Raw genomic sequence first — 23,171 nt, 5'->3', positions numbered from 1 at the left:
AGTCAGGCTAGTTGATAATTTTGATTAATTAAAAGCCTCTCTGGTTGACGAGGCTTTTAATTATCTTTCGGAACCCATCCAAACTAAGCACTTATTCAGTATCTGGATGGCAGCTCCACGTTATCCCCGAGCGAAACTCCAACTCTTCCGGCCGATTCAGGGGCGGGTGTATCACCCGTTTTGAATGAACTTGGTGGCTTTCCGACTTATGACCAGGAAGACTTTGATGACTACATTATCGTATTTCCGTCCGACTCCGGACTGCCCCCTATTTATGCGCTATTCAAAAGGCCACGGTACATGCCAGGAATTGTTAGCGGTGTGGGAGGAAGCCTTGATGAAAATTGGCAGGCGAGCGCCTCGAAAGGTTTAGGTTCGTCTATACCTTCTGTGGTTGCCGATGCTCTTAGGGGGAGACAGTACGCTGAATTTCGGAATTTGAAGCGCGCGATTTGGAGGGAGATGTCTAAGCACCCTGAGATGCTGACTAATATGGATGAAACGAATATTAAGCTGATCAAAAAAGGTAATGCGCCTATTGTTCCGAAGGGTGAGCGAAAAGGTGGCAGGATGTGGTATGAAATCCATCACATTAAGCCTATCTCGAAAGGAGGAGATGTTTACGGGGTAGATAATTTGGGATTTAATAGTCCTGCCAATCACGACAAAATTCATAATGAGTTGCGCAATCAGGAGGGTCACTAATGGAAAAGCCTTCATCCATCGAAGATGTTACTGAGCTTGAATTTTTGGAACTTGTCAAAAAAATATGCGTTGCTGGCTATCGGACACAGCATCAACATGGCAAGGCTATTCTAGAGTTTGAACGGCTGGGTGAACACCCCGAAGGGTCAGATCTGATCTACTACCCGAAAAAATCTGCAGACAACTCACCAGAAGGTATCGTCAAAACGATAAAGGAATGGCGAGCCGCGAACGGGAAACCAGGCTTTAAGCCAGACAATACTTAACTAAGTAAAGCCTTCCGTAATAAACAAGGAACACATTTGGGAGAAGTCGATCATGAAACGGGTGCACAAACAAAACCTGCTGATCCAGCACGGAGGATTGAACCATGATTCACTTCATAACCGGTTATTCGTCTGAAAACGACTTTCCTGTTTTTCGTCAAGATTTAGTCATCTCGCTAGCGCGGCTGAAAGAGATTATGCGGTGGGAGGATGACGGAGAGTGTGTTTTCTCTTATAAACTTAATGGCGAGCAGATTAAAGAAGTCGAGATAGCTGCGCTTGTTGAATTGCCAAAGGCGCTTGAGTTGTATTTAGATTGTGAGGAAGATTAATAAGCAGATAATTCACTCGAAGGTATTATTAAAACTATAAGGGGTTGGTGTATTGCAGGCGGAAAGCCGGATTTTATACGGGGAAGCCGATAACTTCGCCTCACGATAAAATTCCCAGTGAATTACGCAATCAGGATAATCACTAATGGAAAAGCCTTCATCCATCGAGGATATTACTGAGCTTGAGTTTTTGAAACCTGTCAAAAAATATGCATTGCTAGCTATCGGACACAGCATCAACATGGCAAGGCTGTTTTAGAGTTTGAACGGCTTGGTGAGCACCCCGAAGGGTCAGATTTAAAGGTGTCACAAGCCTCAATGAGTTCGGCGCCGTGACCGGGGACGCTGCCAAGTAACACCCAGTGGGCCACGTCCTTTGCAGCACATCACAGATTCATGACGCATGGAGACATCCGGCTGGGGACGTTGCCTAAGGAATTGTTCAATTTCTAGGTTCAGTCTGGCGCAGGACATGCCTAACAAGCTTGCCTGTGCTCTGGACTGCAGGCGGGGTCCGTCAGGGCCGATACTAAAAATAGCGTCCATTTCGGCCTCGAGGATTGCAGCTTGTTACTTCTCAAGGTTTGAAACGCCAGCGGGATGTCGCGTAAATCGCCGAGTTGGCAGATTCTCGGTAGGTGCTTTCGAGCAGCTTTACGTCGGTTACCGAGCCTTATTTGCCGCAGCCGAAGCCTTTCGCCCATAATCGCTTTCTTTGCACGCGCCAAACCCCGCAGGAGCCCCATGGAGCAATTTCGCAATATCGGTATCATCGGTCGCCTTGGCAGTTCGCAAGTGCTTGAGACCGTGCGCCGACTGAAGAGATTCCTGATGTCGCGGCACCTGCACGTGATTCTCGAGGACGCTATCGCTGAGGTCCTGCCAGGGCATGGCATGCAAACCTCGTCGCGCAAGATGCTCGGTGAAGTGTGCGACATGGTGATCGTGGTCGGCGGCGATGGCAGTTTGCTTGGTGCGGCGCGGGCGCTGGCCAAGCACAACGTTCCGGTGCTGGGTATCAACCGAGGCAGTCTGGGGTTTCTCACCGATATCCGCCCCGACGAACTGGAAGTGAAAGTCGCCGAAGTGCTTGACGGCCACTATCTGGTGGAAAACCGTTTCTTGTTGCAAGCCGAAGTCCGTCGTCATGGCGAAGCCATCGGCCAGGGTGATGCGCTCAACGACGTGGTGCTGCATCCAGGCAAATCCACGCGGATGATCGAGTTCGAAATCTACATCGACGGCCAGTTCGTCTGCAGCCAAAAGGCCGACGGGTTGATTGTCGCGACACCCACGGGCTCAACTGCTTATGCGCTGTCGGCGGGCGGGCCGATCATGCACCCCAAACTCGACGCCATCGTCATCGTGCCGATGTACCCGCACACGTTATCTGGCCGGCCGATTGTGGTGGATGGCAACAGTGAGCTGAAAATCGTGGTCTCCAAGGACATGACGATTTATCCGCAAATCTCGTGCGACGGGCAGAATCACTTCACCTGCGCGCCAGGCGATACCGTCACTGTGAAGAAAAAACCGCAGAAACTGCGCCTGATCCATCCGCTGGATCACAACTACTACGAGGTCTGCCGTACCAAGCTGGGTTGGGGCAGTCGGCTCGGCGGTGGAGGCGACTGATGCTCGATCCCGCGCGTAGCTACGATCTGATCGGTGACGTGCATGGTTGTGCCCAGACCCTTGAGCACTTGCTCGACACCCTCGGTTACCGTTTTCAGGCGGGCGTCTGGCGTCACCCTGAACGCATGGCGTTGTTCCTTGGCGACATCATCGACCGCGGCCCACGTATTCGCGAGGCGCTGCACATCGTGCATGACATGGTCCAGGCCGGTCAGGCGTTTTGCATCATGGGTAACCACGAGTTCAACGCGTTGGGCTGGATCACCCCGGCGCCACTGGAAACCGGCAAGCAGTTCGTGCGCGATCACACGCCGCGACATACTCGGTTGCTGAGCGAAACCCTGGCCCAGTTTGAGCAGCATCCCGGCGACTGGCACGATTTCACACAGTGGTTCTACGAGCTGCCGCTGTTCATCGATGCCGAGCGTTTTCGGCTGGTGCATGCGTGTTGGGATGCGAGCCTGATCGCGCCGTTGCGTGGCGTGCATGGCGACGGACGAATTGACCAGCACTTTGTCCAGGCCTCGGCGATACCGGGCAGTTTCGCCAGCGCGGTGTTTGATCGTTTGCTGCGTGGCACCGATATGCGCTTGCCGCACGGCATGACGTTGACCGGCGGCGACGGCCTGACTCGCGCCTCGTTCCGCACCAAGTTCTGGGAGGACGACCCACAAACCTATGGCGATGTGGTGTTCCAGCCCGATGCATTGCCGGAGCCTGTGGCCAAGCGTCCGTTGTCTGACAGCGAAAAAAGCGCGCTGCTGCGTTATGGCATCGATGAACCGCTATTGTTCGTCGGCCATTACTGGCGCAGTGGCATCCCCGCAGCCATTCGGCCGAACCTGGCCTGTCTGGATTACAGCGCAGTGCTGTACGGCAAACTGGTTGCCTACCGGCTCGATCAGGAAACACAGATCGATCCGGGTAAATTTGTCTGGGTCGACGTCAAGCGCCCTGAGAATGTTGAATGAGTCCTGTCGCCGTTTTACGTCTGCCATTGAACACTGACCTGAGCGGTTTCCTGCAGTTGCTCAAGCGCTTGAACGTCCCGCATCGGGTCAGTGAGGAGGCCGGCGAGCAAGTACTGTGGGTTCCGGATGCACCGACATTGGCAGACGAGGTGCGCGATCTTTATCAGCGCTACCCCGAAGGCGACCCGACGGCTCAGTTGCCAGCCGGTCAACAGGTCTCGACCTTCAAGCGACCCAACGCCTTCGTGCAATTGCGCGCCAGCCCGGTCACGGCGTTGATTCTGCTGCTGTCATTGATCGTCGCGGGTGTGACGTTGCTGGGCGATAACCTCGATACCTTGCACTGGTTCACTTTCAACGATTTTCGCATCAGCGGCGAATATGTCCTGTTCACGCCGCTGCAAGGCAGCTTGGCGGCAGGGCAGTGGTGGCGGATCGTTTCGCCGATGCTAATCCACTTCGGCCTGCTGCACCTGGCGATGAACGGCATGTGGTTCTGGGAGTTGGGCAAGCGCATCGAGATGCGTCAAGGCAGTTGGCAACTGCTGGGCCTGACCCTGTTGTTCAGTGCATTTTCCAACTATGGGCAGTATTTCTGGAGTGGCCCGAGCCTGTTCGGCGGTTTGTCGGGTGTGCTTTATGGTTTGCTCGGCCATTGCTGGATCTTTCAATTGCTGGCGCCCAACCCCATGTACCGTTTGCCGCGCGGCGTATTGATCATGATGCTGGTCTGGCTGGCGGTGTGCCTGACCGGCGTGGTCGGCCTGCTGGGCTTTGGCGAAATCGCCAACGGCGCGCATGTGGGTGGACTGATCATCGGTTGTGTAACAGGTCTGTTGGGCGGTGCATTAGCCCGCCGTAAACATTAAAATCGCCCGCTAAATTCTGGGAGAAGCCCATGTCCACTTTTCAAGAAATGATCGAAAACATCACGCCGGACATCTACGAGAGCCTGAAACTGGCCGTGGAAATCGGCAAATGGTCCGATGGACGCAAGCTGACTCAAGAACAGCGCGAGTTGTCGCTGCAAGCCCTGATCGCCTGGGAGGTAATGAACGTGCCGGAAGACCAGCGCATCGGTTACATGGGGCCGCAGGAATGCGCGTCGAAATCCACGACGGTGCCCAATATCCTGTTCAAGTCGGATGCCATCCATTGATCGAGATTGGCCGCGGAGCAGTCAACAAAATGTCGGCGCGTCTTGATGCGTCGCGGGTTGAGTACACTTTTCGTTTGGGTGACACCGAGATTCCGGTCAATCCATTGATCGGCAAGACGGTACGCCTGGAATACCTCGGCGCCATTCATTGCAGCCACTGTGGGCGTCGGACCAAGACCAGCTTCAGCCAGGGTTATTGCTACCCGTGCATGCAGAAACTGGCGCAGTGCGACATCTGCATCATGAGCCCGGAAAAATGCCACCACGAACACGGCACCTGCCGCGATCCGGCGTGGGGCGAACAGTTCTGCATGACCGAGCATGTGGTGTATCTGGCCAACTCGTCGGGCGTGAAAGTCGGCATCACCCGAGGCACCCAACTGCCCACTCGCTGGCTGGATCAGGGTGCAAGTCAGGCGTTGCCGATTCTGCGTGTGGCCACGCGTCAGCAGTCCGGGTTCGTCGAGGATTTGCTGCGCAGCCAGGTCGCCGACCGCACCAACTGGCGTGCATTGCTTAAAGGCGATGCACCAGCGGTTGACCTCAAGGCCATTCGTCAGCAATTGTTCGAGTCCTGCGCCGAAGGCTTGAAGGGCTTGCAGGAGCGATTTGGTCTACAGGCCATCCAACTGCTGCAGGATGTCGAACCGATTGAGATCAACTACCCGGTCCAGGCGTATCCGACCAAGATCGTCAGCTTCAATTTGGACAAAGACCCAATCGCAGAAGGCACGTTAATGGGGATCAAGGGCCAATACCTGATCTTCGATACCGGCGTGATCAATATTCGCAAATACACGGCGTACCAGCTCGCCGTGCATCAGTAATAAGGAATTCATCATGCGCACCGACCAGCCGAAAATGATCTACCTGAAGGATTATCAGGCGCCTGAGTACCTCATTGACGAGACGCACCTGACGTTCGAATTGTTCGATGACCACTCGCTGGTCCATGCGCAATTGGTCATGCGCCGTAACCCGGCACGTGGTGCCGGTTTTCCGCCCCTGGTCCTCGATGGCCAATTGCTTGAGCTGTTGTCGATCAAGCTCGCGGATGTCGATCTGACCGAAGCTGATTATTTGCTGACCCCGGACAACCTGACCGTACACCCGAAATCCGACAGCTTCACGCTGGACACCACGGTCAGGATTCACCCGGAAACCAACACCGCGCTCGAAGGCCTGTACAAATCCAGCGGCATGTTCTGCACCCAGTGCGAGGCCGAAGGCTTTCGCAAGATCACCTATTACCTCGACCGCCCGGACGTGATGAGTAAATTCACCACCACGGTCAGCGGCAACAAGCATGACTTTCCGGTGCTGCTGTCCAATGGCAACCTGATCGCTCAGGGGCCGGGTGACGACGGTCGGCACTGGGCAACCTGGGAAGACCCTTTCAAGAAGCCTGCGTACCTGTTCGCGCTGGTGGCTGGCGATTTGTGGTGCATCGAAGACACGTTCATCACCATGACCGAGCGCAAGGTGACGCTGCGCATCTTCGTCGAGCCGGAAAACGTCGACAAATGCCAGCACGCCATGGACAGCCTGAAGAAGTCCATGCGCTGGGACGAAGAGGTCTACGGCCGCGAATACGACCTGGACATCTTCATGATCGTGGCGGTCAACGACTTCAACATGGGCGCCATGGAGAACAAGGGCCTCAACATCTTCAACTCCAGCGCCGTGCTGGCTCGCGCCGAAACCGCGACCGACGCTGCGCACCAGCGCGTCGAGGCCATCGTCGCCCACGAATACTTCCACAACTGGTCGGGCAACCGCGTGACCTGCCGCGACTGGTTTCAGTTGTCGCTCAAGGAGGGCTTCACGGTGTTCCGTGATTCCGGCTTCTCGGCGGACATGAACTCGGCGACGGTCAAGCGGATTCAGGACGTGGCGTATCTACGTACCCACCAATTCGCCGAAGATGCAGGCCCGATGGCCCACGCGGTGCGCCCGGACAGCTTCATCGAGATTTCCAACTTCTACACCCTGACTGTGTATGAAAAAGGGTCGGAAGTCGTGGGCATGATCCACACGCTGTTGGGCGCTGAAGGCTTCCGCAAGGGCAGCGATCTGTATTTCCAACGCCATGACGGCCAGGCCGTGACCTGCGACGACTTCATCAAGGCCATGGAAGACGCCAATGGCGTTGACCTTACCCAGTTCAAACGCTGGTACTCGCAAGCCGGTACGCCGCGTTTGGCCGTCACTGATGCCTACGATGCTGGCGCCAAAACTTACAGCCTGACGTTCCGCCAAAGCGCGCCGACCACGCCGGGGCAGCCAGGCAACGAGAAAAAACCGTTCGTGATTCCGGTTTCGTTGGGCCTGTTGGATGCACAGGGTGGCGAGTTGCCGCTGCGTCTGCAAGGCGAAGCGGCAGCGATTAAGACCTCGCGTGTGCTGTCAGTGACCGAAGCCGAGCAAACCTTCACCTTCGTCGACATCGCTGAAAAACCGTTGCCTTCGTTGCTGCGCGGCTTCTCGGCTCCGGTGAAACTGAGCTTCCCGTACAACCGCGATCAACTGATGTTCCTGATGCAGCACGACACTGACGGTTTCAACCGCTGGGATGCCGGTCAGCAGTTGTCGGTGCAAGTGCTGCAAGAGTTGATCGAGCAATATCAGCAGGGCAAGTCGCTGGAGATGGATCAGCGTTTGGTGACGGCGCTGGGCACTGTGTTGGCGGACGAGAGTCTGGATCAGGCCATGGTCGCGGAAATGCTCTCGCTGCCGGGTGAGGCCTATCTGACCGAAATCAGCGAAGTAGCGGACGTCGATGCGATCCATGCCGCACGCGAGTTTGCCCGTTTGCAGTTGGCCGAGAAATTATCCGACAGCCTGTGGGCCCGTTATCAGACTAACCGCGCGGTATCGAAAGCCACGCCGTACGTGGCCGAAGCCGAACATTTCGCCCGTCGTGCGCTACAGAACATTGCGCTGTCGTACCTGATGCTGGTCGGTAAGCCAGAAGTGTTGACGGCCACCAACGAGCAGTTCGAAACCGCCGACAACATGACCGAGCGCCTCACCGCGCTGGCGGTGCTGGTCAACTCTGCGTACACAGAAGCCAAGGACAAGGCGCTGGCGGTATTCGCCGAAGACTTCAAAGACAACCCGCTGGTCATGGATCAGTGGTTCAGCGTGCAAGCGGGCAGTCCGCTGCCAGGTGGTCTGGATCGTGTGAAAGCGCTGATGCAGCACCCTGCGTTCACCATGAAGAACCCGAACAAGGTGCGCGCCTTGATCGGCGCGTTTGCGGGGCAAAACCTGATCAACTTCCACGCGGCAGACGGTTCAGGTTATCGCTTCCTGGCGGATCTGGTCATCGAGTTGAATGGCTTCAACCCACAGATCGCCTCCCGCCAACTGGCGCCGCTGACCCGCTGGCGCAAATACGACGATAAGCGTCAAGCGTTGATGAAAGGTGAACTGCAGCGCATTCGTGCGTCGGGCCAGTTATCCAGCGACGTGTATGAAGTGGTGAGTAAAAGCCTGGCGTGATTCGCGCCGGTTATCGATCTGAGGGCCGTCCGTTCACACGGGTGGCCCTTTTTTGCGCTCTGCTTTTTGTAGGATGTTTCGGCGATCGCTTATCACGGTTTCATACGGACCGATAAGAGGCAGCCGACAGAAATATCCCGCTACCAAGTTCATCCTTTCGCAGCTTGCCAGGCGGTCTGCTACCGCCAGGTATATCTCCGACATAAGGGTGTGCAATTGTTGATGACAGGACGTAAGGCGCTGGTACTGCTAGGGGCGGTCACATTTGGGCAAGAGGCGCTAGCCCATGCACAGATGACCAACGAGCAACGGTTTAACCTCGGCAACGTTGAAGTAAACATGGGTGTCGGGCTCTTGAACGGCCAGGCTCGGGAAACGGTTTACGACGTCGAGGCAGGCGGTAAGAAAATCAGCCAACTGAATTGGGATTTCAAACAGGTGCCCACGCTGCACCTGGGCCTGACTTACCACCCTCAGGAGTGGCTTTCCCTTGACCTGACTGGCTGGACTCACATCGCTAAGGGCGATAGCCACATGAAGGACTATGACTGGCTGAGCGATGAGCACGCCGATTGGAGCCATTACTCGGATCACCCGGATACCCGCGTCAAGACTGCCTGGCAGGCTGAGGTTTCAGCGACCGCCTGGGCGATCAAGCGTGAGGACGTTGCGCTTGGGTTCATGCTGGGTTATCAGCACAGCCAGTTTGGTTGGGAGAGCCGGGGTGGTCGCTACCACCATTCTTCGCAGGAAGGCTATCGTGACCTGTCTGGCGAGTTTCAGGCTGGGGAAAAGGTCATCAGCTACAAGCAGCGCTATGACACGCCCTACGTTGGACTCGTAGGCATTTACAACTTTCATGACTGGACCCTGGAAAGTCGCTTCAAGTACAGCCAGTGGGTCAAGGCACGAGACTTTGACACTCATCATCGCGACCGGACTTTTACCGGCAACCACGGGAATAAAGGCCGGATGCAAAGCCTCGCCGTGGCACTTTCTTATCACGTCACCCCGCGTTTCTCGGTGAAGGCGGGCGTTGACTATCAGGTTAATGCCGAGGCCAAGGGCAGCACCTTGATCAAGGACCTTGGCGACGGCAGCAGCGAGGGTTTCGGTGGTAACTCCAGTGGCCAGGCCAGCAAGATGATCCTGTCCACCCTGGCGGTGGGGTATCAGTTCTGATCGCAGCCGGTGGGTTTTTTAAAAAAATACCTGCAATCTCCCAGGCACCAGTGGCCCTTGAAGTACGCTTGCCCGCACCGCAAACGCTGGCAAGCGTGCTCAATATTGACCAAACAGAATGGCTGATTGCTTGTATGTCGTCCGCCAGCCAATGCCAGCGTCTAGAGTCCTTAATCAATCCCAGTGATAACGCTCTAATCACCGGAGCGTTGCTTCACCAAAGATAACGTTATGTCGATTGTCATACATTTCCAAAGCTGGATAGGATGGGCTCGCTTCGACAGTCACATCAGTAAGCAGGCTAGAGCGTTTGCAGGCTGATGACGTGGCCGTAAGGAGAACCTAATAAAAATAAAGGAAGGGGAAGCCCCATGCGTGAGCCAGTCATTCGGCGCACTCGATCCGATGTCATTGTGAGCGATGGCGTCCCTCGAACCGTTTACACGGGCAAGCCTCTGAGCGCAGCGTTGTCGTTGCTCATCGCACTTACGCTGTCAGGTGCCTTGATGCCTGCGTTCGCCGCTGTGTCGTCACCCGCCGATGTACCAGCCAGTGCTGGCGATTCTGGCGTCTACGCCATTGAATCTTCCAAAGCTTCGCGCAGCCTGTTGCTCGACGTCACGCACGCAGGCAAGCGCATGGTTGTCGTTGGCGACCGTGGGCATATTCTCTATTCCGATGACCAGGGCAAGAGCTGGACCCAGGCCAAGGTCCCGACGCGGCAGCTGCTCACCGCGGTGTATTTCGTCGATGAGCAACACGGTTGGGCGGTCGGCCATGATGCTCAGATCCTCGCCAGCCGTGACGGCGGCGCGACCTGGAGTAAACAATTCGAAGACCTCAAGCGCGAAGCGCCTTTGCTGGACGTCTGGTTCAAGGACACGCAGACCGGTATTGCAGTCGGTGCGTACGGTGCCTTGCTGGAAACCACCGATGGCGGACAGCACTGGGAAGACATCAGTGATCGCCTCGACAATGAAGACCAGTACCACCTCAACGGAATAACCCAAGTGAAGGATTCCGGGCTGTTCATCGTCGGCGAGATGGGCAGCATGTTCCGCTCCTCCGATGACGGCCAGACCTGGGAAAAACTCGAAGGCCCTTATCAAGGCTCGTTGTTCGGCGTGGTTGCCACAGCGCAACCCGCCACATTGCTGGCCTACGGACTGCGCGGCAATGTGTACCGCTCCAGCGATTTCGGCACTACCTGGGCACCTGTCGCCCTGAACGGCGAACGAGGTCCGCTGGAGTTCAGCCTGTCGAATGCTTCTTTGCTGCAAGACGGTTCATTGGTGCTGGTGGGCAATGGCGGCAGTGTCATGCGCAGCACCGACGATGGCCTGACATTCAAGGTTTCCAACCGATCCGACCGTATCTCGCTCAGCGGCGTCGCCGAGGACGATAAAGGTGATCTGATTCTGGTAGGACAGGGTGGCGTCCGCGTCGCCTCGCCAACGGGCGCTGATGTTGCCCAACAATAAGAACTGACAAGGCGAGGACGTTTTCGCATGACCAATCTTCAACATCCCCACGAAAAGTCGACGTTCCTTGAGCGACTGATTTTCAACAATCGTCTGATCGTGATGGGCATTTGCCTGGTGATCAGTATTTTCCTGTTCTGGCAGGCGACGCTGGTACGACCTTCGACCAGCTTCGAAAAAATGATTCCGCTGGGGCATCCCTTCATTCAAAACATGATGAAGCATCGCAACGACCTGGCGAACCTCGGTAACACCGTACGGATTTCTGTGGCAGCGAAGAGCGGCGATATTTTTTCCAGCGAGTACATGGAGACGCTGCGCCAGATCAACGACGAGGTGTTCTACATCTCCGGTGTCGACCGCTCGGGGCTCAAGTCATTGTGGAGCCCCAGCGTGCGCTGGACCGAGGTGACCGAAGAGGGTTTTGCCGGTGGTGAGGTGATTCCACAGAGTTACGATGGCTCCCCGGAAAGCCTCGATAAGCTGCGCAACAACGTGCTCAAGTCCGGTCAGGTCGGGCGTCTGGTGGCCAACAACTTCAAATCCAGCATCGTCGATGTGCCGTTGCAGGAGTTCTACCCGGACCCAGCCGACCAGAGCAAGTTGCTGCCGTTGGACTACCGCCAGTTCTCCCACCAGTTGGAAGAAAAGATTCGCGATAAATACCAAGCGCAAAACCCCAACGTCGATATTCACATTGTCGGTTTTGCCAAGAAGGTCGGTGATTTGATCGACGGCTTGATCATGGTGGTGATGTTCTTCGCCGTCGCATTTTTGATCACCCTGGTGTTGTTGGTTTGGTTCACTCGCTGCATTCGCAGCACCGTGGCTGTTTTGAGCACGACGTTGATCGCTGTGATCTGGCAGTTGGGGCTGATGCATCTAGTGGGTTTCGGCCTCGACCCCTACTCGATGCTGGTGCCATTTCTAATCTTCGCCATCGGGATTTCTCACGGCGTGCAGAAAATCAACGGCATTGCGCTGCATTCCAGCGATGCCGACAGCGCGCTGACTGCTGCCAAGCGCACTTTCCGCCAGTTATTTTTGCCGGGCATGATTGCAATTCTGGCGGATGCCGTGGGTTTCATTACGCTGTTGATCATCGACATCGGGGTGATTCGCGAGCTGGCAATTGGCGCGTCTATCGGTGTGGCGGTGATTGTGTTCACCAACCTGATCCTTTTACCTGTGGCGATTTCCTACGTCGGCATCAGCAAAAAGGCGGTGTTGCGCAGTAAACAGGATGCCGTGCGTGAGCATCCGTTCTGGCGTCTGCTGTCGAACTTCGCCAGCGCTAAAGTTGCGCCGGTGTCGATTGTGCTGGCGATCCTCGCCATGGGCGGCGGTCTCTGGTACGGCCACAACCTGAAGATCGGCGACCTCGACCAAGGCGCGCCCGAGCTGCGGCCTGACTCACGCTATAACCAGGACAACGCGTTCATCATCAACAACTACTCCACCAGCTCCGATGTATTGGTGGTGATGGTCAAGACCCCGCCCGAAGGGTGTTCGGCCTATCAGACGCTGTCGGCGATCAACGAACTTTCGTGGAAGATGGAAAACACGCCGGGGGTGCAATCGGCAATCTCGTTGGTAACCGTGTCCAAGCAAGTGATCAAGGGCATGAACGAAGGCAACCTGAAATGGGAATCGCTGTCGCGCAACAAGGACGTACTCAACAGCTCCATCGCCCGGGCTGACGGTTTGTACAACAACACCTGTTCGCTGGCGCCGCTGCTGATTTTTCTCAACGATCACAAGGCCGAAACCCTCGATCGTGTGGTGCATGCCGTGCAGACGTTTGCCGACGAGAACAACAAGGAAGGCCTGGAGTTCCTGCTTGCGGCAGGCAATGCCGGGATCGAGGCTGCCACCAACGAGGTGATCAAGCAGTCTGAGATGATGATTTTGGTGCTGGTGTACCTCTGCGTCGCGGTGATGTGCATGATTACGTTCCGCTCGTGGGCGGCGACCCTGTGCATCGTCTTGCCGTTGGTGCTGACCTCGGTACTGGGTAACGCGCTGATGGCGTTCATGGGGATCGGGGTGAAAGTCGCGACCTTGCCGGTGGTGGCGCTGGGGGTGGGCATCGGCGTCGATTACGGGATTTACATCTACAGCCGTCTGGAAACTTTCCTACGGGCAGGATTACCGTTGCAAGAAGCCTATTACCAGACCCTGAAATCCACGGGCAAGGCGGTGTTGTTTACCGGTCTGTGCCTGGCAATTGGCGTGTGTACCTGGATCTTCTCGGCGATCAAGTTCCAGGCCGACATGGGCCTGATGCTGACCTTCATGCTGTTATGGAACATGTTCGGCGCGTTGTGGCTGTTGCCTGCACTGGCGCGGTTTCTGATCAAACCGGAAAAAATGGCCGGCAAAGTGGGGAATTCGCTGTTTTCGCATTAACGGTCGTGGTTGTGTCAGGCACTCTGCATGCGCTGATTTTACTGCCGGTGCCCGGCAGATCGCGGGACAAGCCACGCTCCCACGTCTTACGCGCAGAAGCGCCAATGCCTCACCGCGTCACCTTCACCCATCGCGACACGGGTACGCCGTTCATCACGACGGTGTAATTGAGGGCGGTGACCCGCTTGGGTAGATCATGGTCGATGTATTCGCAAGCACTGCCGCTTAACGTGGCGATCAGTCTGCCGGAACGGTAAATCCTTATAGGTTGCAGGCTCGGCGTGGTGATCCGCCATCGCAACGTGATCAGATACGCAGAGGTATCCAGATTGGCCGCTAATTGCCTGACCCCCACCGGCCCGATCAACGGCATACCGTCGATGCTGTAATGCGCCGGGTCAGGTTCGATGCCCAAGTGCGCCAGAATCGTGGGGGCAATATCAGCTTGGCTGGCATAGCCGTAGAGCCCGTCAAAGTCAGCATTGTCCGGATCGGTTATCGGTGTTGTCAGCTGTTCGTTGGCCAGTTTGTTGAGGCCCACGAAGGTGGTTTTTTCTCCCAGCGTCTGACCTCCGTGATCTCTGCCGTCGGGGGATTTACGTCCATGGTCGGTGACCACCATCACCAGCCAATTTTCGTCAGGATGAGTGACAAGCCGGGCATCGAGGGCAGCCATGATTTGCTGAACCTGAGCGTCCACGGTTTGGATTGCGTCTTGATACCCTGTGCAAAACCCAAGGTCATGACCCGCACGATCAGGTTGATCGATGTCGACGAAAATGAAGTCGTAGCTGCCTGACCGCAGTGTTTCGAGCGTTCTGCTCAGCACGCACTGATCATCACCCGCGCATTTCACCGCCATCTCGACATCGCCGGCTGCGATGTCATCGGCAAAATGATCGTTGATGGTGTCCCAACTGACGATACTCACGGTGTGACGCATGGGTGCCGACTGGCTGATTCGCTTGAACAGGCTGACGGCCTGGTTGCGCAGGTTACTGTCGTTGCCGGTGACGGCGTGGCGGTCTGCCCAGGCCCCCGTGAGCAGCGTGCTCCAGCCGGGTCCGCTAAGGGTGGGTTGCTCGCTGGATTGACCGGCAATGCCGCCTGCGTAGGTTTTATACAGATGAAATTTGCCCAGTTCGGTGGCTTGACCGTCAGCGATGGCGTCCTGCAGTTTTTCAAATTGCATGCCGTCCAGGCCGATCAGCAGCGCCTTTTGTTGGCTGAAGTCAGCGTGAGCGAGTGAACTAAAGACAACCAGAAGCGGCCACAATGCATGGCTGGATTTGAAGGTGGTGTTCATGGTGAGCCTCATCCATTGAGTTGAGGTCGCGAACGGTAATACGTGTGCGCGGCGAGTCCGTGCTGTGTTGTTCGATGCGTGGCGGGTTTATGGGGTATAGCGGAGTTTTCTGAAGATTGAATGACAGATGATCGCCGCGTGAGGTTCTGCTCCAACACTCGCGACTGATCTCCCGAAAGCTGTCTGACAAACGCTCACGATCACATGCAGGCGTCTTTTCGCCTATTATTCGCGGTTTCACCAATGCGAATGACAGCCATGACCACCACCCCTGAAAACCTGCTCGCCGCCCTGCAAACCGCTGACATGCTGGAAATCGACGGCTTGCATGCCTTCGACTTCTCGTTGAACGAGGAGCAGTTGGACATTGAAAGCATGGACGGTCGCGAGCGTAAGGTCTGGCGCTTCACCCAGGCGCAGATCGACGCGGCTAGCTTTGATGACACCCTGCAAAGCTGGGTCATCAATGATGGCAACGCCGATCACCGGATTATCGCCATGAGCGCATTTGCCGCGCGTGATGAGGGTGATGACGAGCAGGAGTAACCCGATTCCCGTGTGGATACTCCGTTCCTGGTCAAGCTTTCAGCAGGTGTTTTTCGCTGAAAAGCTTGACCGTATCAAAAGCGTCAAAATGCACTGGAGAGCAGCTTGTCCCGCGATCTGGCGTGCAGTGGCAGCAAACCCGATGTCCGCGGCATGCCTGTCACACCGAGTGCGCAGGTTTTACGACGGGTTCCCCGCCGGTCGTGGGACAAGCCCAACTCCTACATGGCGGGGCAGGGCCAGAACGCACTGGAGCGAACTTGTCCGCGAGGCGGTGTCTCAGCCTTACTGCACAGGCAACTACCGTGTGTTCTGCGCTGTCATATCAACGACTTCCATGTCGGCAAACAATCAACAAGAGAGCTGCCCATGACTTGTAAACTTCTGCCCTGGCTGGTGATGGCCAGCAGCATCAGCGCATTTTCTGTTCAGGCGACAACCATGACTGACTACGACGTGCTGGTGGGTTCTTACACCGCTGGCGCCAGCGAAGGCATTTATCGTTTTCGCTTCGACACCACAACCGGCAAGCTCGATGTCGCGCCTCGCCAAGTGATCAAAAGCGAAAACCCCTCATGGCTGACGCTTTCCAAAGATCAGCGTCATCTCTATGCGGTCAATGAGAACGGCCCGGGTCAAACTGACGTTGTCGGCAAGGTCAGCAGTTTCGCCATCGATCCCAAGACCCATGTTGTTTCGTTCATCAATCAGGTCGAAAGCAAAGGCGATGAGCCCACGCATTCGAGTCTGAGCGGCGATGAGCATTTTCTGTTCGTAGCCAACTACGCGGTACATGCTGATCCCGGTGGTGTGCTGGCTGTGGTGCCGGTGGGCAAGGACGGCACATTGTCCGCCGTCGCCCAAACCAGCACCCACCCTGCGAGCAAGGTGAACCCTGAGCGGCAAGCCTCGTCCCATGTGCATTCGGCGGTTTCCTCACCTGACGGTAAATACCTGATCGCCAGCGATCTGGGTGCCGACAAACTCTTTGTGTTTCGTTACGACGGCAAGAAAGCCCAGCCTTTGCAGCCAGCGAAAAACCCATCGGTGGACCTGCCTGCGGGCAGCGGCCCCCGGCATTTGCTGTTCAGCCACGACGGTAAACATGCTTGGCTGACCACTGAGATGAGTGCGCAGGTGGCCGTGTTCGACTACCACGACGGCGTGTTCAAACGCACGCAATTGGTCGAACTCGCCAACAAGGAAGGTCAGCAGTACCGCGCAGCGGGCGGGCTGCACGCCTCACCAGACGGTAAATTCCTTTATGTCGCCAATCGTGGTGACGTGAATGAGCTGCTGGTGTTCAGCGTTAACCCAGCCACCGGGCAGTTGAAGGAACTCCAGCGTCGCTCGGTCGAAGGCAAGGAACCACGGGAGTTCAGCTTCGATCCCAGTGGTCATTTCATGTTGATTGCCAACCAGAAAAGCAACCAGATCGTCACTCTGCGCGTCGATCCAAAAACCGGGCTTTTGGGCGAAACGGTGCAGGCTTTGGATTTCGATTCACCTTCTGACTTTCGTTTTCTAACCACCAAGTGAGTGCTTGAAGTTGCCTTCAGCCCTTACTTTGCAAGGGCTGAAGGCATGTATTAATTGAACTGATATGATCTAGTGCTACAAAAAATTTCTGCTATCGCTACCTCGGGCGTACATTCGATCCACGGCCAAGACGGTCAAGACTTGAAACGCAAACCCAACACCGAGGTACACGTCATGAATTTCAATCTCTTCTCCATCATCGCCGCGTCTGCCATCTCCGCCACTGTTGCCCTGCCTGCCAGCGCCAGCGTCGAAGTTTCAGACAGGAAAGCCAGCTCAACCCAGACTTACACACCGAGGTATCTGCAACAAAGCGCCAATTTCTACGCAGCACTGGATCACAAGACCCAGCAATGAATAGAACTTTCGATGTGAATCCATTCCCCGTTAACGATACAAACGATACCGGGGAATGGATTTGTAAGAACGCTGTTTTAGCCCTTTGCTCCGATACTGTTGTTAAACGTTTTCGCGAGCAAATTCGCCTTTAACAGGTGGACGCGACCCACTGACCACTGCGTGTCAGGCCATGCACCCACTGTAAGGCGAGCTTGCTCGCGAAAGCGTTGACGTATTCCCTTTTATCCCCGTCTGCTGAATAAGCGATGGGGATTTTTTTATGCCTTATTCTTCACCTCATCGACACCTTTGTGCTGTTGTTACCAATCCAATGCGTAGCTCACACCCAATGTCCTACCCTGCGCGTTGGCATACGGCGCGCGGGCATTTGCCTGTGCGAACAGGTTTTGATAGTTACGATTGGTCAGGTTGTAAACGCCACCCTCAAGCTTTCCGACAGGTAAATTCACAGAACCCAATAGGTCCAATAGTGTGTAGCCTTTGATTTTCCGACCGTTGTTGTCGTTGAAGGCCGCCTTATAATTCTGCAACTGCATACTCTGTAGACGTATAGCGTGGTTGTGTCCGTGGTACGCCAGGAACAGTGTGCTTTTTGCAGGTGATATACGGGTCGCGGGCAAATCTATCCATTTACCTTTTTGTCGGGTTTCACCTTTGGCCCATCCGTAAGTTCCGCCCAACGACCAGCGCTCAGAGGCGCGATACGTGAGGTTGCTTTCAATGCCTCGAACCCGTTCTTTCTGATTGATCAAACGCAACACCCGGTCATTGGCGTCATAGAACTGGGTGACGTCTGAGGTGTTCTCATAGGCTGTCACTAAGGCTTGCCACTGATTCCAGTTACCACGCCAGCCCAGTTCACGACTGTCGACTTTCAGTGCCTGGGCATTAAGTTGATCAATGTCATAGCGGCTGTTGACGTCACGAAGATAGCGCTGGATATCCGGCAGCGAAAACCCTTGGCTGAAGTTGGCGAATACCTCCTGATGGGGTGTCAGGTAATAAACGGCGCCAAGGTTGTACAGCGTATCGTCGTACTTTAACGTTCCTCCTTTGAGCGTTGAGCGGTTCCCGGTTTGCACGATTTCGCCGTAAGCAATACTGTCGCTGACTTCACTTTCAATCCATGTTCGCCTTACACCTCCCCTCAGCGTCCAATCGGCGATGTCGTAAGACAGTTGCCCAAACAGTGCGCGCGTGGTGGTTTGCAGATCAGGACCCAACTCGAAGGTGGTGCCGGTTCGGGTATACGTCAGTCCGTCGACGACGTATTGATCACCGCGTTGACGCGAACGCTCATGGTCGTAGTCGGCACCCCAGACCAAGCGCCCGGTCGCCGGGCCGATAGACGGCGCTTGGCTGTCGATAGCCATCCGCAATCCATAGACATCCTGAACGCTGTTGTTATCAGAAACCCCGGCTTTGCCACGAGACAAGTCCGGGAAGAACAGGGCGTCTGCCCGGCGCCAGTAATTCTCCAGTTGAAGGCCCTGGCCGAAAAAATCTTGATCGGTGTAATTCAGGTTCACTGCTTGATTATGGGTATAAGGTTGATGGTCGAGTTGCAAGCCATGGACGGCAACAGCTTGCGTCTTGTTACCACGATCTTTCGTGTAGTCAGTGTCCTGCCTGTCTTTATAGTCCTGCAACGAAAGACTGATTTTTTTGGTCGCATCCAGCTCATAACCAAACCGTCCCTGCAGGTCGTAGGTATCGGTGTCCATATTGCTGCCTTGCGAAGTGTCCTGAGGCACACGTTTGCCATTGCCGTCGAATTGGTCGTTGCGCTGCGTCAGGTTGGACGACACATACCAGTCCAGCGTGTTCTGCCGCCCGGTTGCGCTTTGAAAAACCTCATAAGCCATGCCGTTGCTGCTGAGTTGATCGGCGCTGGTCATGCCCAGTCGGCTACTGAACGCTATCCCCTGGCCGCTATTTCGTTTGGTAATGATATTGAGAATGCCACCTGAAGCGCCCGCACCATAAATACTGCTGGCGCCTGAAACGATCTCGATGCGCTCGATACTGCCTGGCGAGATGCTGTTTAGCTGTCGGAAGTTATCCCGGGTGGCGTTCTGCGACACGCCATCGATAAGTACCAGCATATTGCGCCCGCGCAAGGTCTGACCGAAGTTGCTCATTCCACCACTTGACGGTGCCAGCCCCGGCACCAACTGCCCGAGGATGTCTGAAACCCTGCGACCTGGCCCACTCTGCTCACCGATCTGTTGTGCATCGATCACCTGGACCGCGCCGGGTATCGATGCAATGGTTTCAGGTGTTCGGGTTGCCGATATCACCACCTCCGACAGGTTAAGGGGCTGGGGTGAGCCATCGCTCTCGATTTGTTCTGCGCCAGCGGGCAGGCTGACGCAGCCCAGGAGTGATAGCAGCGTCGATAATCTGAGTGTTGTCATCGTTTGGTCTTTTTGTGAGGCTGAAGAGAGGCGGGTGTAAAGGGGGAGTTCGACTGTTGTGACACGATGCGTACGGCTCTGATTGCGACAGCCGCAAAGGCGTAGGTGAGCGCTACTAACCAGAAGCCCTGATCCAATCCGATTGCGCTAATGCCAAGGCCACCGATTAACAGACCCAACAGTGCGCCAGCTTTGGCAGTGCTGTTGCCCATGCCCAGAGCGAAACCGTGCTCACTCAGGGGCATCGTGTTAGCGATTAGCGCGTAGGCCACGGGTAGAAGCGCCCCTTGCCATACACCCCAGATTAATCGGCTGGCGATAAAGCTTGTCCAGTCACTGGCGAGGGCGCTGACTGCCAGCGTTGCAGCGCAGAGCCACGTGACTCTTTCGATAACGCGTAGAGTTTGAGATGAATGCCGGCGATCAAAAAGCTTTCCCCACACAGGGGCGGAAATAGCCAATGTCGCGGCGCTAGCGGCATAGCTGATACCGATCAACCACGGGGCCCCGTGCAGAATCTCGATCACGTAAAGCGCATAAAAGGGCTGAGGCATGAGCTTCGCCGCCTGGATCAATACGATGATCGTGAGCAATCCGCTTAACCATCTTTTTTGTGTTGATGCAGCGGGACGCGGATTTAATTCGCGTTGGCGTCCTGGTAGAGCAGGTAACGACAGGCTGAGCATTGCGCACAGCAAACAAATGAACGCGGCGCTGTAGCAGAGAAGAGCGAAATCCTGGGTTTGCATCAACCAGCCGCCCAGCACCGGACCCATCAGTGAGCCGATGGCTGTCGCTGATTGCAGACCGGCTAGCGTCTTGCCGCGACTGTTATCGGGGCAATACACCATGGCGTAGGCTTGGGCGGCCGTAATGAATCCGGCGAGCGCTCCTTGTGCCGCACGGACTGTCACCAGCATCCATGCGTCATTGAGCATGGCGGCGAGGCCTTGGCATAACGCAAGTGCGAAAAGCGCTCGGACGATCATTATCTTGTGCCCGACTCGATCCCCCAATCGCCCCCACATCGGAGTGAAGACCATTGCCGCCAGCAACGGACCAGCGTAAACAATTGTCGAGAGTAGCCCGATGTAGCGAGTGTCCTCAGGGCGGAGCAAGGCTTTAATCTGCAAGGGCCAGAACGGACCGCTCATTTCCATGGCGCCCATGGAAATGAGTTGTATCAGTATCAGAAGCTTGATTGGACTTCTATCAGACTTCATTGGACGTTGCATCCAACGGATTTTTAAGGCGCCCGACGAGGTCAATGTGACTGTCGAGCAGTCGCATCCGCATGAAAGACTTTGCAGGCCAATCCAGTTCCAACAATGCCTGACGTTCAGTTTTCCAGCGTTGAGGATTGACCCTGTTTCGCAGCTCATCAAAGCAATGCTTGACCTGATCTGCTAATAGATTCCACAGCAACGCTTGAGGCAGCGTCCAGTGTCTTGCCACCAGAAGAATCAGCTCGCCAAGATGGCACATGAAGGTGGCGTGCAACAATTTATCCCGGACAAACTGAGGATTATCGTAAAGCGTCATTGCGCGATCATGAGTTTCGACATCTAGACCACAGGAATGCAATGTGCCCCTGTCGATACGAATATCGCCGAAATCTCGTAACAAAAGCCGGCTTGGTTTTTGGTCAGTACCCATGACCATGAAACTGTTTTGCTGGTGTGCCTCAAAAGCGATTCCATACAGCAAATACAGGCTCAACAAACCTTGCACCGCAATGCTCAGATAATTCTCTAGAAACGCATAGACGGCGTTTTCGTCGTCAGCGCCTTCGGACAACGACACCCATTGGCGTAATAGTGGTTCACCGTTCTGATCAAGTGCGAAAAGACTACCTACCGGAATTGCCATCTCGTTGGTATTTAGTATGGTTAGTGGATTGGTCCGATACAGCACAGCTAAATGCCTTGCGCGATCATCATCGCGGACAGCGGATTTGTAATGAATGCCAAGAGATTCGGGAAGGATCGACAAGATGGTTTGTATGCTCTGTTCTCTTTCAAGAATGTCGAGAAGGAGTCGGGATACACGCGGTCCCATGCACGCGGATCTAGGGGATACTGTTCGCTGAACGCTAGTCAGGCGCAGTGCTACAGGCAGCTTTACCATTGGCGCTTCACGACAGCATTCTGGTACCACTGTTCTGAATGACATCGTTGGATAGGCGGTGAATGCCTTGATAGCGGTCAGAACCAACAGCTGGTCTCGGATCTCATTTGCGAACAGTTTAGGAAGTGTTTCAGATGCCTGCCACGGATGTACTGGCAGCGCGACATAGTCATTGACGTTTAATCCTTGTGACAGGAGCGATGCTTGCAACGCCTCGGTAGCAGTAGGGAAAACGCTACTCAACCATTGCCAATAGTCGAGGTCGTCGTCTATCGCTTCTATGTGTGCGCAGCTGCGATGTAGCGCGCAAAACGAAACATCGTAACTTGCGTCGAATTCAGGTGAAAAACCGATCACCTGCTCTGTAGATAGACCGAGCTTGGTCTTGTAATTGGGGTGCCATGGGTGACCAGACGTTCCCCATTGCTCAAGCAGCAGAGTCGGATTGATGTTTGGTTGTTGGGTTAGAGCGGCAAGGAATCCGCGGTGCGCACCTTGGCCGTATTGCTGAGTGAGGCTCTCAGTCCACGCATTATGGAAAGCGACACAGAGCGTATCGTTCATAAAGCTGTCATCGAGTTCCTCTGAAAAACGCGAAAGCACTTGTGCCGATACGGGCTGTTCGAAGATGGTCGCAAGAAGGACCAGCAGTTGCGACGGAAAAACCAGTTGACGAGGTGTTGCGCCTTCGGCGTGGAAAGTAATGCTGCCCTTGAGATACCAGCTGTTCATTCGCCCGGACGACAAATTATCAAGATGCAACCGGTTTCCACCGTGAAGATTTATCCAGATACCCTCAGGCGAAGAGCACTCAATGAAAGTCCTGGGAATGATTTCTTCACGCAGTAGTGCTTGTATCAATCGCTGGCAGCACGCTTCAAACGACTTTGAGGCCGCGGCTTGCAGGACGTTAAAGTTTAAATTGTGACGCTTGAAGGCCGGTGTCTCTAAGGCATTCAACCAGAGAGAAACCAGTGATGCCTGTTTGAATCTGTAGAGCGAGTTCAATTCCACATCCCTAGTGATAGTAAATTCAACAGTGCGCTTGATGATAATGATTATTATTGTTGCCGATTTGAGCGGCGCATATTAATCATGTTTGCGGTTATGGGTATGTAGTAATGTTTGCTCAACACTTGAAAGATGTTTCTGAAGTTGATGTAGGAGACTGCTGACGTATTTAAACTTTACTCAAGATGAACTTGCTGTCGAGTCGGTTAATTAACTTAATA

At 55.1% G+C, this 23,171-nt stretch carries 20 protein-coding genes and 2 pseudogenes; 18 read left to right on the top strand and 4 right to left on the bottom strand.

Translation table 11 applies throughout. The features are described from left to right. Positions 1-93: 93 nt before the first annotated feature. The 15 genes and pseudogenes from VGC62_RS27865 to VGC62_RS26840 all read left to right on the top strand — a co-directional run. A pseudogene (locus VGC62_RS27865) lies at positions 94-264 on the top strand (S-type pyocin domain-containing protein); the annotation flags it as partial. 36 nt (positions 265-300) lie between these two features. After that, positions 301-705: a hypothetical protein gene (locus tag VGC62_RS26905; protein WP_331190115.1), complete on the top strand. Its 405-nt coding sequence runs from the start codon at positions 301-303 to the stop codon at positions 703-705. Then, a complete protein-coding gene (locus tag VGC62_RS26900; RefSeq protein ID WP_331190114.1) occupies positions 705-971 on the top strand; it encodes a bacteriocin immunity protein in 267 nt (88 codons plus the stop codon). The genes VGC62_RS26905 and VGC62_RS26900 overlap by 1 nt, the downstream gene beginning before the upstream one ends. A 30-nt stretch (positions 972-1,001) precedes the next feature. After that, positions 1,002-1,079, top strand: a pseudogene (locus tag VGC62_RS26895) (colicin E3/pyocin S6 family cytotoxin); the annotation flags it as partial. Then, positions 1,076-1,303: a DUF7683 domain-containing protein gene (locus tag VGC62_RS26890; protein ID WP_331190113.1), complete on the top strand. Its 228-nt coding sequence runs from the start codon at positions 1,076-1,078 to the stop codon at positions 1,301-1,303. The pseudogene VGC62_RS26895 and the gene VGC62_RS26890, both read left to right, overlap by 4 nt. A 207-nt stretch (positions 1,304-1,510) precedes the next feature. Further along, positions 1,511-1,639 carry a bacteriocin immunity protein gene (locus tag VGC62_RS26885; protein WP_331190125.1) on the top strand — a complete coding sequence of 43 codons (129 nt, stop codon included), beginning with the start codon at positions 1,511-1,513 and terminating at the stop codon, positions 1,637-1,639. 408 nt (positions 1,640-2,047) lie between these two features. After that, positions 2,048-2,938, top strand: coding sequence for an NAD(+) kinase (locus VGC62_RS26880; protein ID WP_331190112.1), 891 nt, complete (start codon positions 2,048-2,050; stop codon positions 2,936-2,938). After that, positions 2,938-3,909: a metallophosphoesterase gene (locus VGC62_RS26875; protein WP_331190111.1), complete on the top strand. Its 972-nt coding sequence runs from the start codon at positions 2,938-2,940 to the stop codon at positions 3,907-3,909. The genes VGC62_RS26880 and VGC62_RS26875 overlap by 1 nt, the downstream gene beginning before the upstream one ends. Further along, on the top strand, positions 3,906-4,778 hold the full coding sequence (locus tag VGC62_RS26870) for a rhomboid family intramembrane serine protease (protein WP_331190110.1): 873 nt from the start codon (positions 3,906-3,908) through the stop codon (positions 4,776-4,778). Before VGC62_RS26875 ends, VGC62_RS26870 begins: the two co-directional genes overlap by 4 nt. A gap of 29 nt (positions 4,779-4,807) precedes the next feature. Then, positions 4,808-5,068 carry a YeaC family protein gene (locus tag VGC62_RS26865; RefSeq protein WP_331190109.1) on the top strand — a complete coding sequence of 87 codons (261 nt, stop codon included), beginning with the start codon at positions 4,808-4,810 and terminating at the stop codon, positions 5,066-5,068. Next, the gene (locus VGC62_RS26860; protein ID WP_331190124.1) at positions 5,065-5,895 is read left to right on the top strand and encodes a DUF2797 domain-containing protein; all 831 of its coding nucleotides are present in this window, start codon (positions 5,065-5,067) and stop codon (positions 5,893-5,895) included. The genes VGC62_RS26865 and VGC62_RS26860 overlap by 4 nt, the downstream gene beginning before the upstream one ends. Positions 5,896-5,908: 13 nt before the next feature. After that, entirely contained in the window at positions 5,909-8,572 is a 2,664-nt protein-coding gene (pepN, locus tag VGC62_RS26855) for an aminopeptidase N (RefSeq protein ID WP_331190108.1), read from the top strand. Between the two features lie 222 nt (positions 8,573-8,794). Further along, positions 8,795-9,754, top strand: coding sequence for an omptin family outer membrane protease (locus VGC62_RS26850; RefSeq protein ID WP_331190107.1), 960 nt, complete (start codon positions 8,795-8,797; stop codon positions 9,752-9,754). A gap of 371 nt (positions 9,755-10,125) precedes the next feature. Beyond that, positions 10,126-11,235 (top strand): WD40/YVTN/BNR-like repeat-containing protein, encoded by a 1,110-nt coding sequence (locus tag VGC62_RS26845; protein WP_414705854.1) that lies wholly within the window; start codon positions 10,126-10,128, stop codon positions 11,233-11,235. 27 nt (positions 11,236-11,262) lie between these two features. Beyond that, on the top strand, positions 11,263-13,644 hold the full coding sequence (locus tag VGC62_RS26840; protein WP_331190106.1) for an RND family transporter: 2,382 nt from the start codon (positions 11,263-11,265) through the stop codon (positions 13,642-13,644). Between the two features lie 109 nt (positions 13,645-13,753). On the opposite strand, the gene VGC62_RS26835 is transcribed toward VGC62_RS26840, so the two are convergent. Continuing rightward, the gene (locus tag VGC62_RS26835) at positions 13,754-14,950 is read right to left on the bottom strand and encodes an alkaline phosphatase family protein (RefSeq protein ID WP_331190105.1); all 1,197 of its coding nucleotides are present in this window, start codon (positions 14,948-14,950) and stop codon (positions 13,754-13,756) included. A gap of 258 nt (positions 14,951-15,208) precedes the next feature. Between VGC62_RS26835 and VGC62_RS26830 the strand changes: the two genes are divergently transcribed. The 3 genes from VGC62_RS26830 (at position 15,209) to VGC62_RS26820 (ending at position 17,392) form a co-directional block, all read left to right on the top strand. Next, positions 15,209-15,496 (top strand): DUF5629 family protein, encoded by a 288-nt coding sequence (locus VGC62_RS26830; protein WP_331190104.1) that lies wholly within the window; start codon positions 15,209-15,211, stop codon positions 15,494-15,496. A gap of 369 nt (positions 15,497-15,865) precedes the next feature. Then, positions 15,866-17,035: a lactonase family protein gene (locus VGC62_RS26825; RefSeq protein WP_331190103.1), complete on the top strand. Its 1,170-nt coding sequence runs from the start codon at positions 15,866-15,868 to the stop codon at positions 17,033-17,035. Positions 17,036-17,209: 174 nt separating this feature from the next. Beyond that, the gene (locus VGC62_RS26820; protein WP_331190102.1) at positions 17,210-17,392 is read left to right on the top strand and encodes a hypothetical protein; all 183 of its coding nucleotides are present in this window, start codon (positions 17,210-17,212) and stop codon (positions 17,390-17,392) included. A 302-nt stretch (positions 17,393-17,694) separates the two neighbouring features. Here VGC62_RS26820 and VGC62_RS26815 read toward each other — a convergent pair whose 3' ends face one another. From VGC62_RS26815 to VGC62_RS26805, 3 genes are read right to left on the bottom strand one after another with little or no spacing between them, the layout of a single operon-like run. Then, on the bottom strand, positions 17,695-19,812 hold the full coding sequence (locus VGC62_RS26815) for a TonB-dependent receptor (protein ID WP_331190101.1): 2,118 nt from the start codon (positions 19,810-19,812) through the stop codon (positions 17,695-17,697). Further along, complete coding sequence (locus VGC62_RS26810; RefSeq protein WP_331190100.1) at positions 19,809-21,035, bottom strand: MFS transporter; 1,227 nt, start codon at positions 21,033-21,035, stop codon at positions 19,809-19,811. Before VGC62_RS26810 ends, VGC62_RS26815 begins: the two co-directional genes overlap by 4 nt. Further along, on the bottom strand, positions 21,025-22,947 hold the full coding sequence (locus tag VGC62_RS26805; protein WP_331190099.1) for an IucA/IucC family protein: 1,923 nt from the start codon (positions 22,945-22,947) through the stop codon (positions 21,025-21,027). The genes VGC62_RS26810 and VGC62_RS26805 overlap by 11 nt, the downstream gene beginning before the upstream one ends. Positions 22,948-23,171 lie beyond the last annotated feature (224 nt).

The sequence above is a fragment of the Pseudomonas sp. genome (assembly GCF_036404235.1).
Classification (GTDB): Bacteria; Pseudomonadota; Gammaproteobacteria; order Pseudomonadales; family Pseudomonadaceae; genus Aquipseudomonas.
The sequence above is the reverse complement of the archived record's forward strand: the minus strand, read 5'-3'. Positions and strand labels throughout refer to the sequence as shown.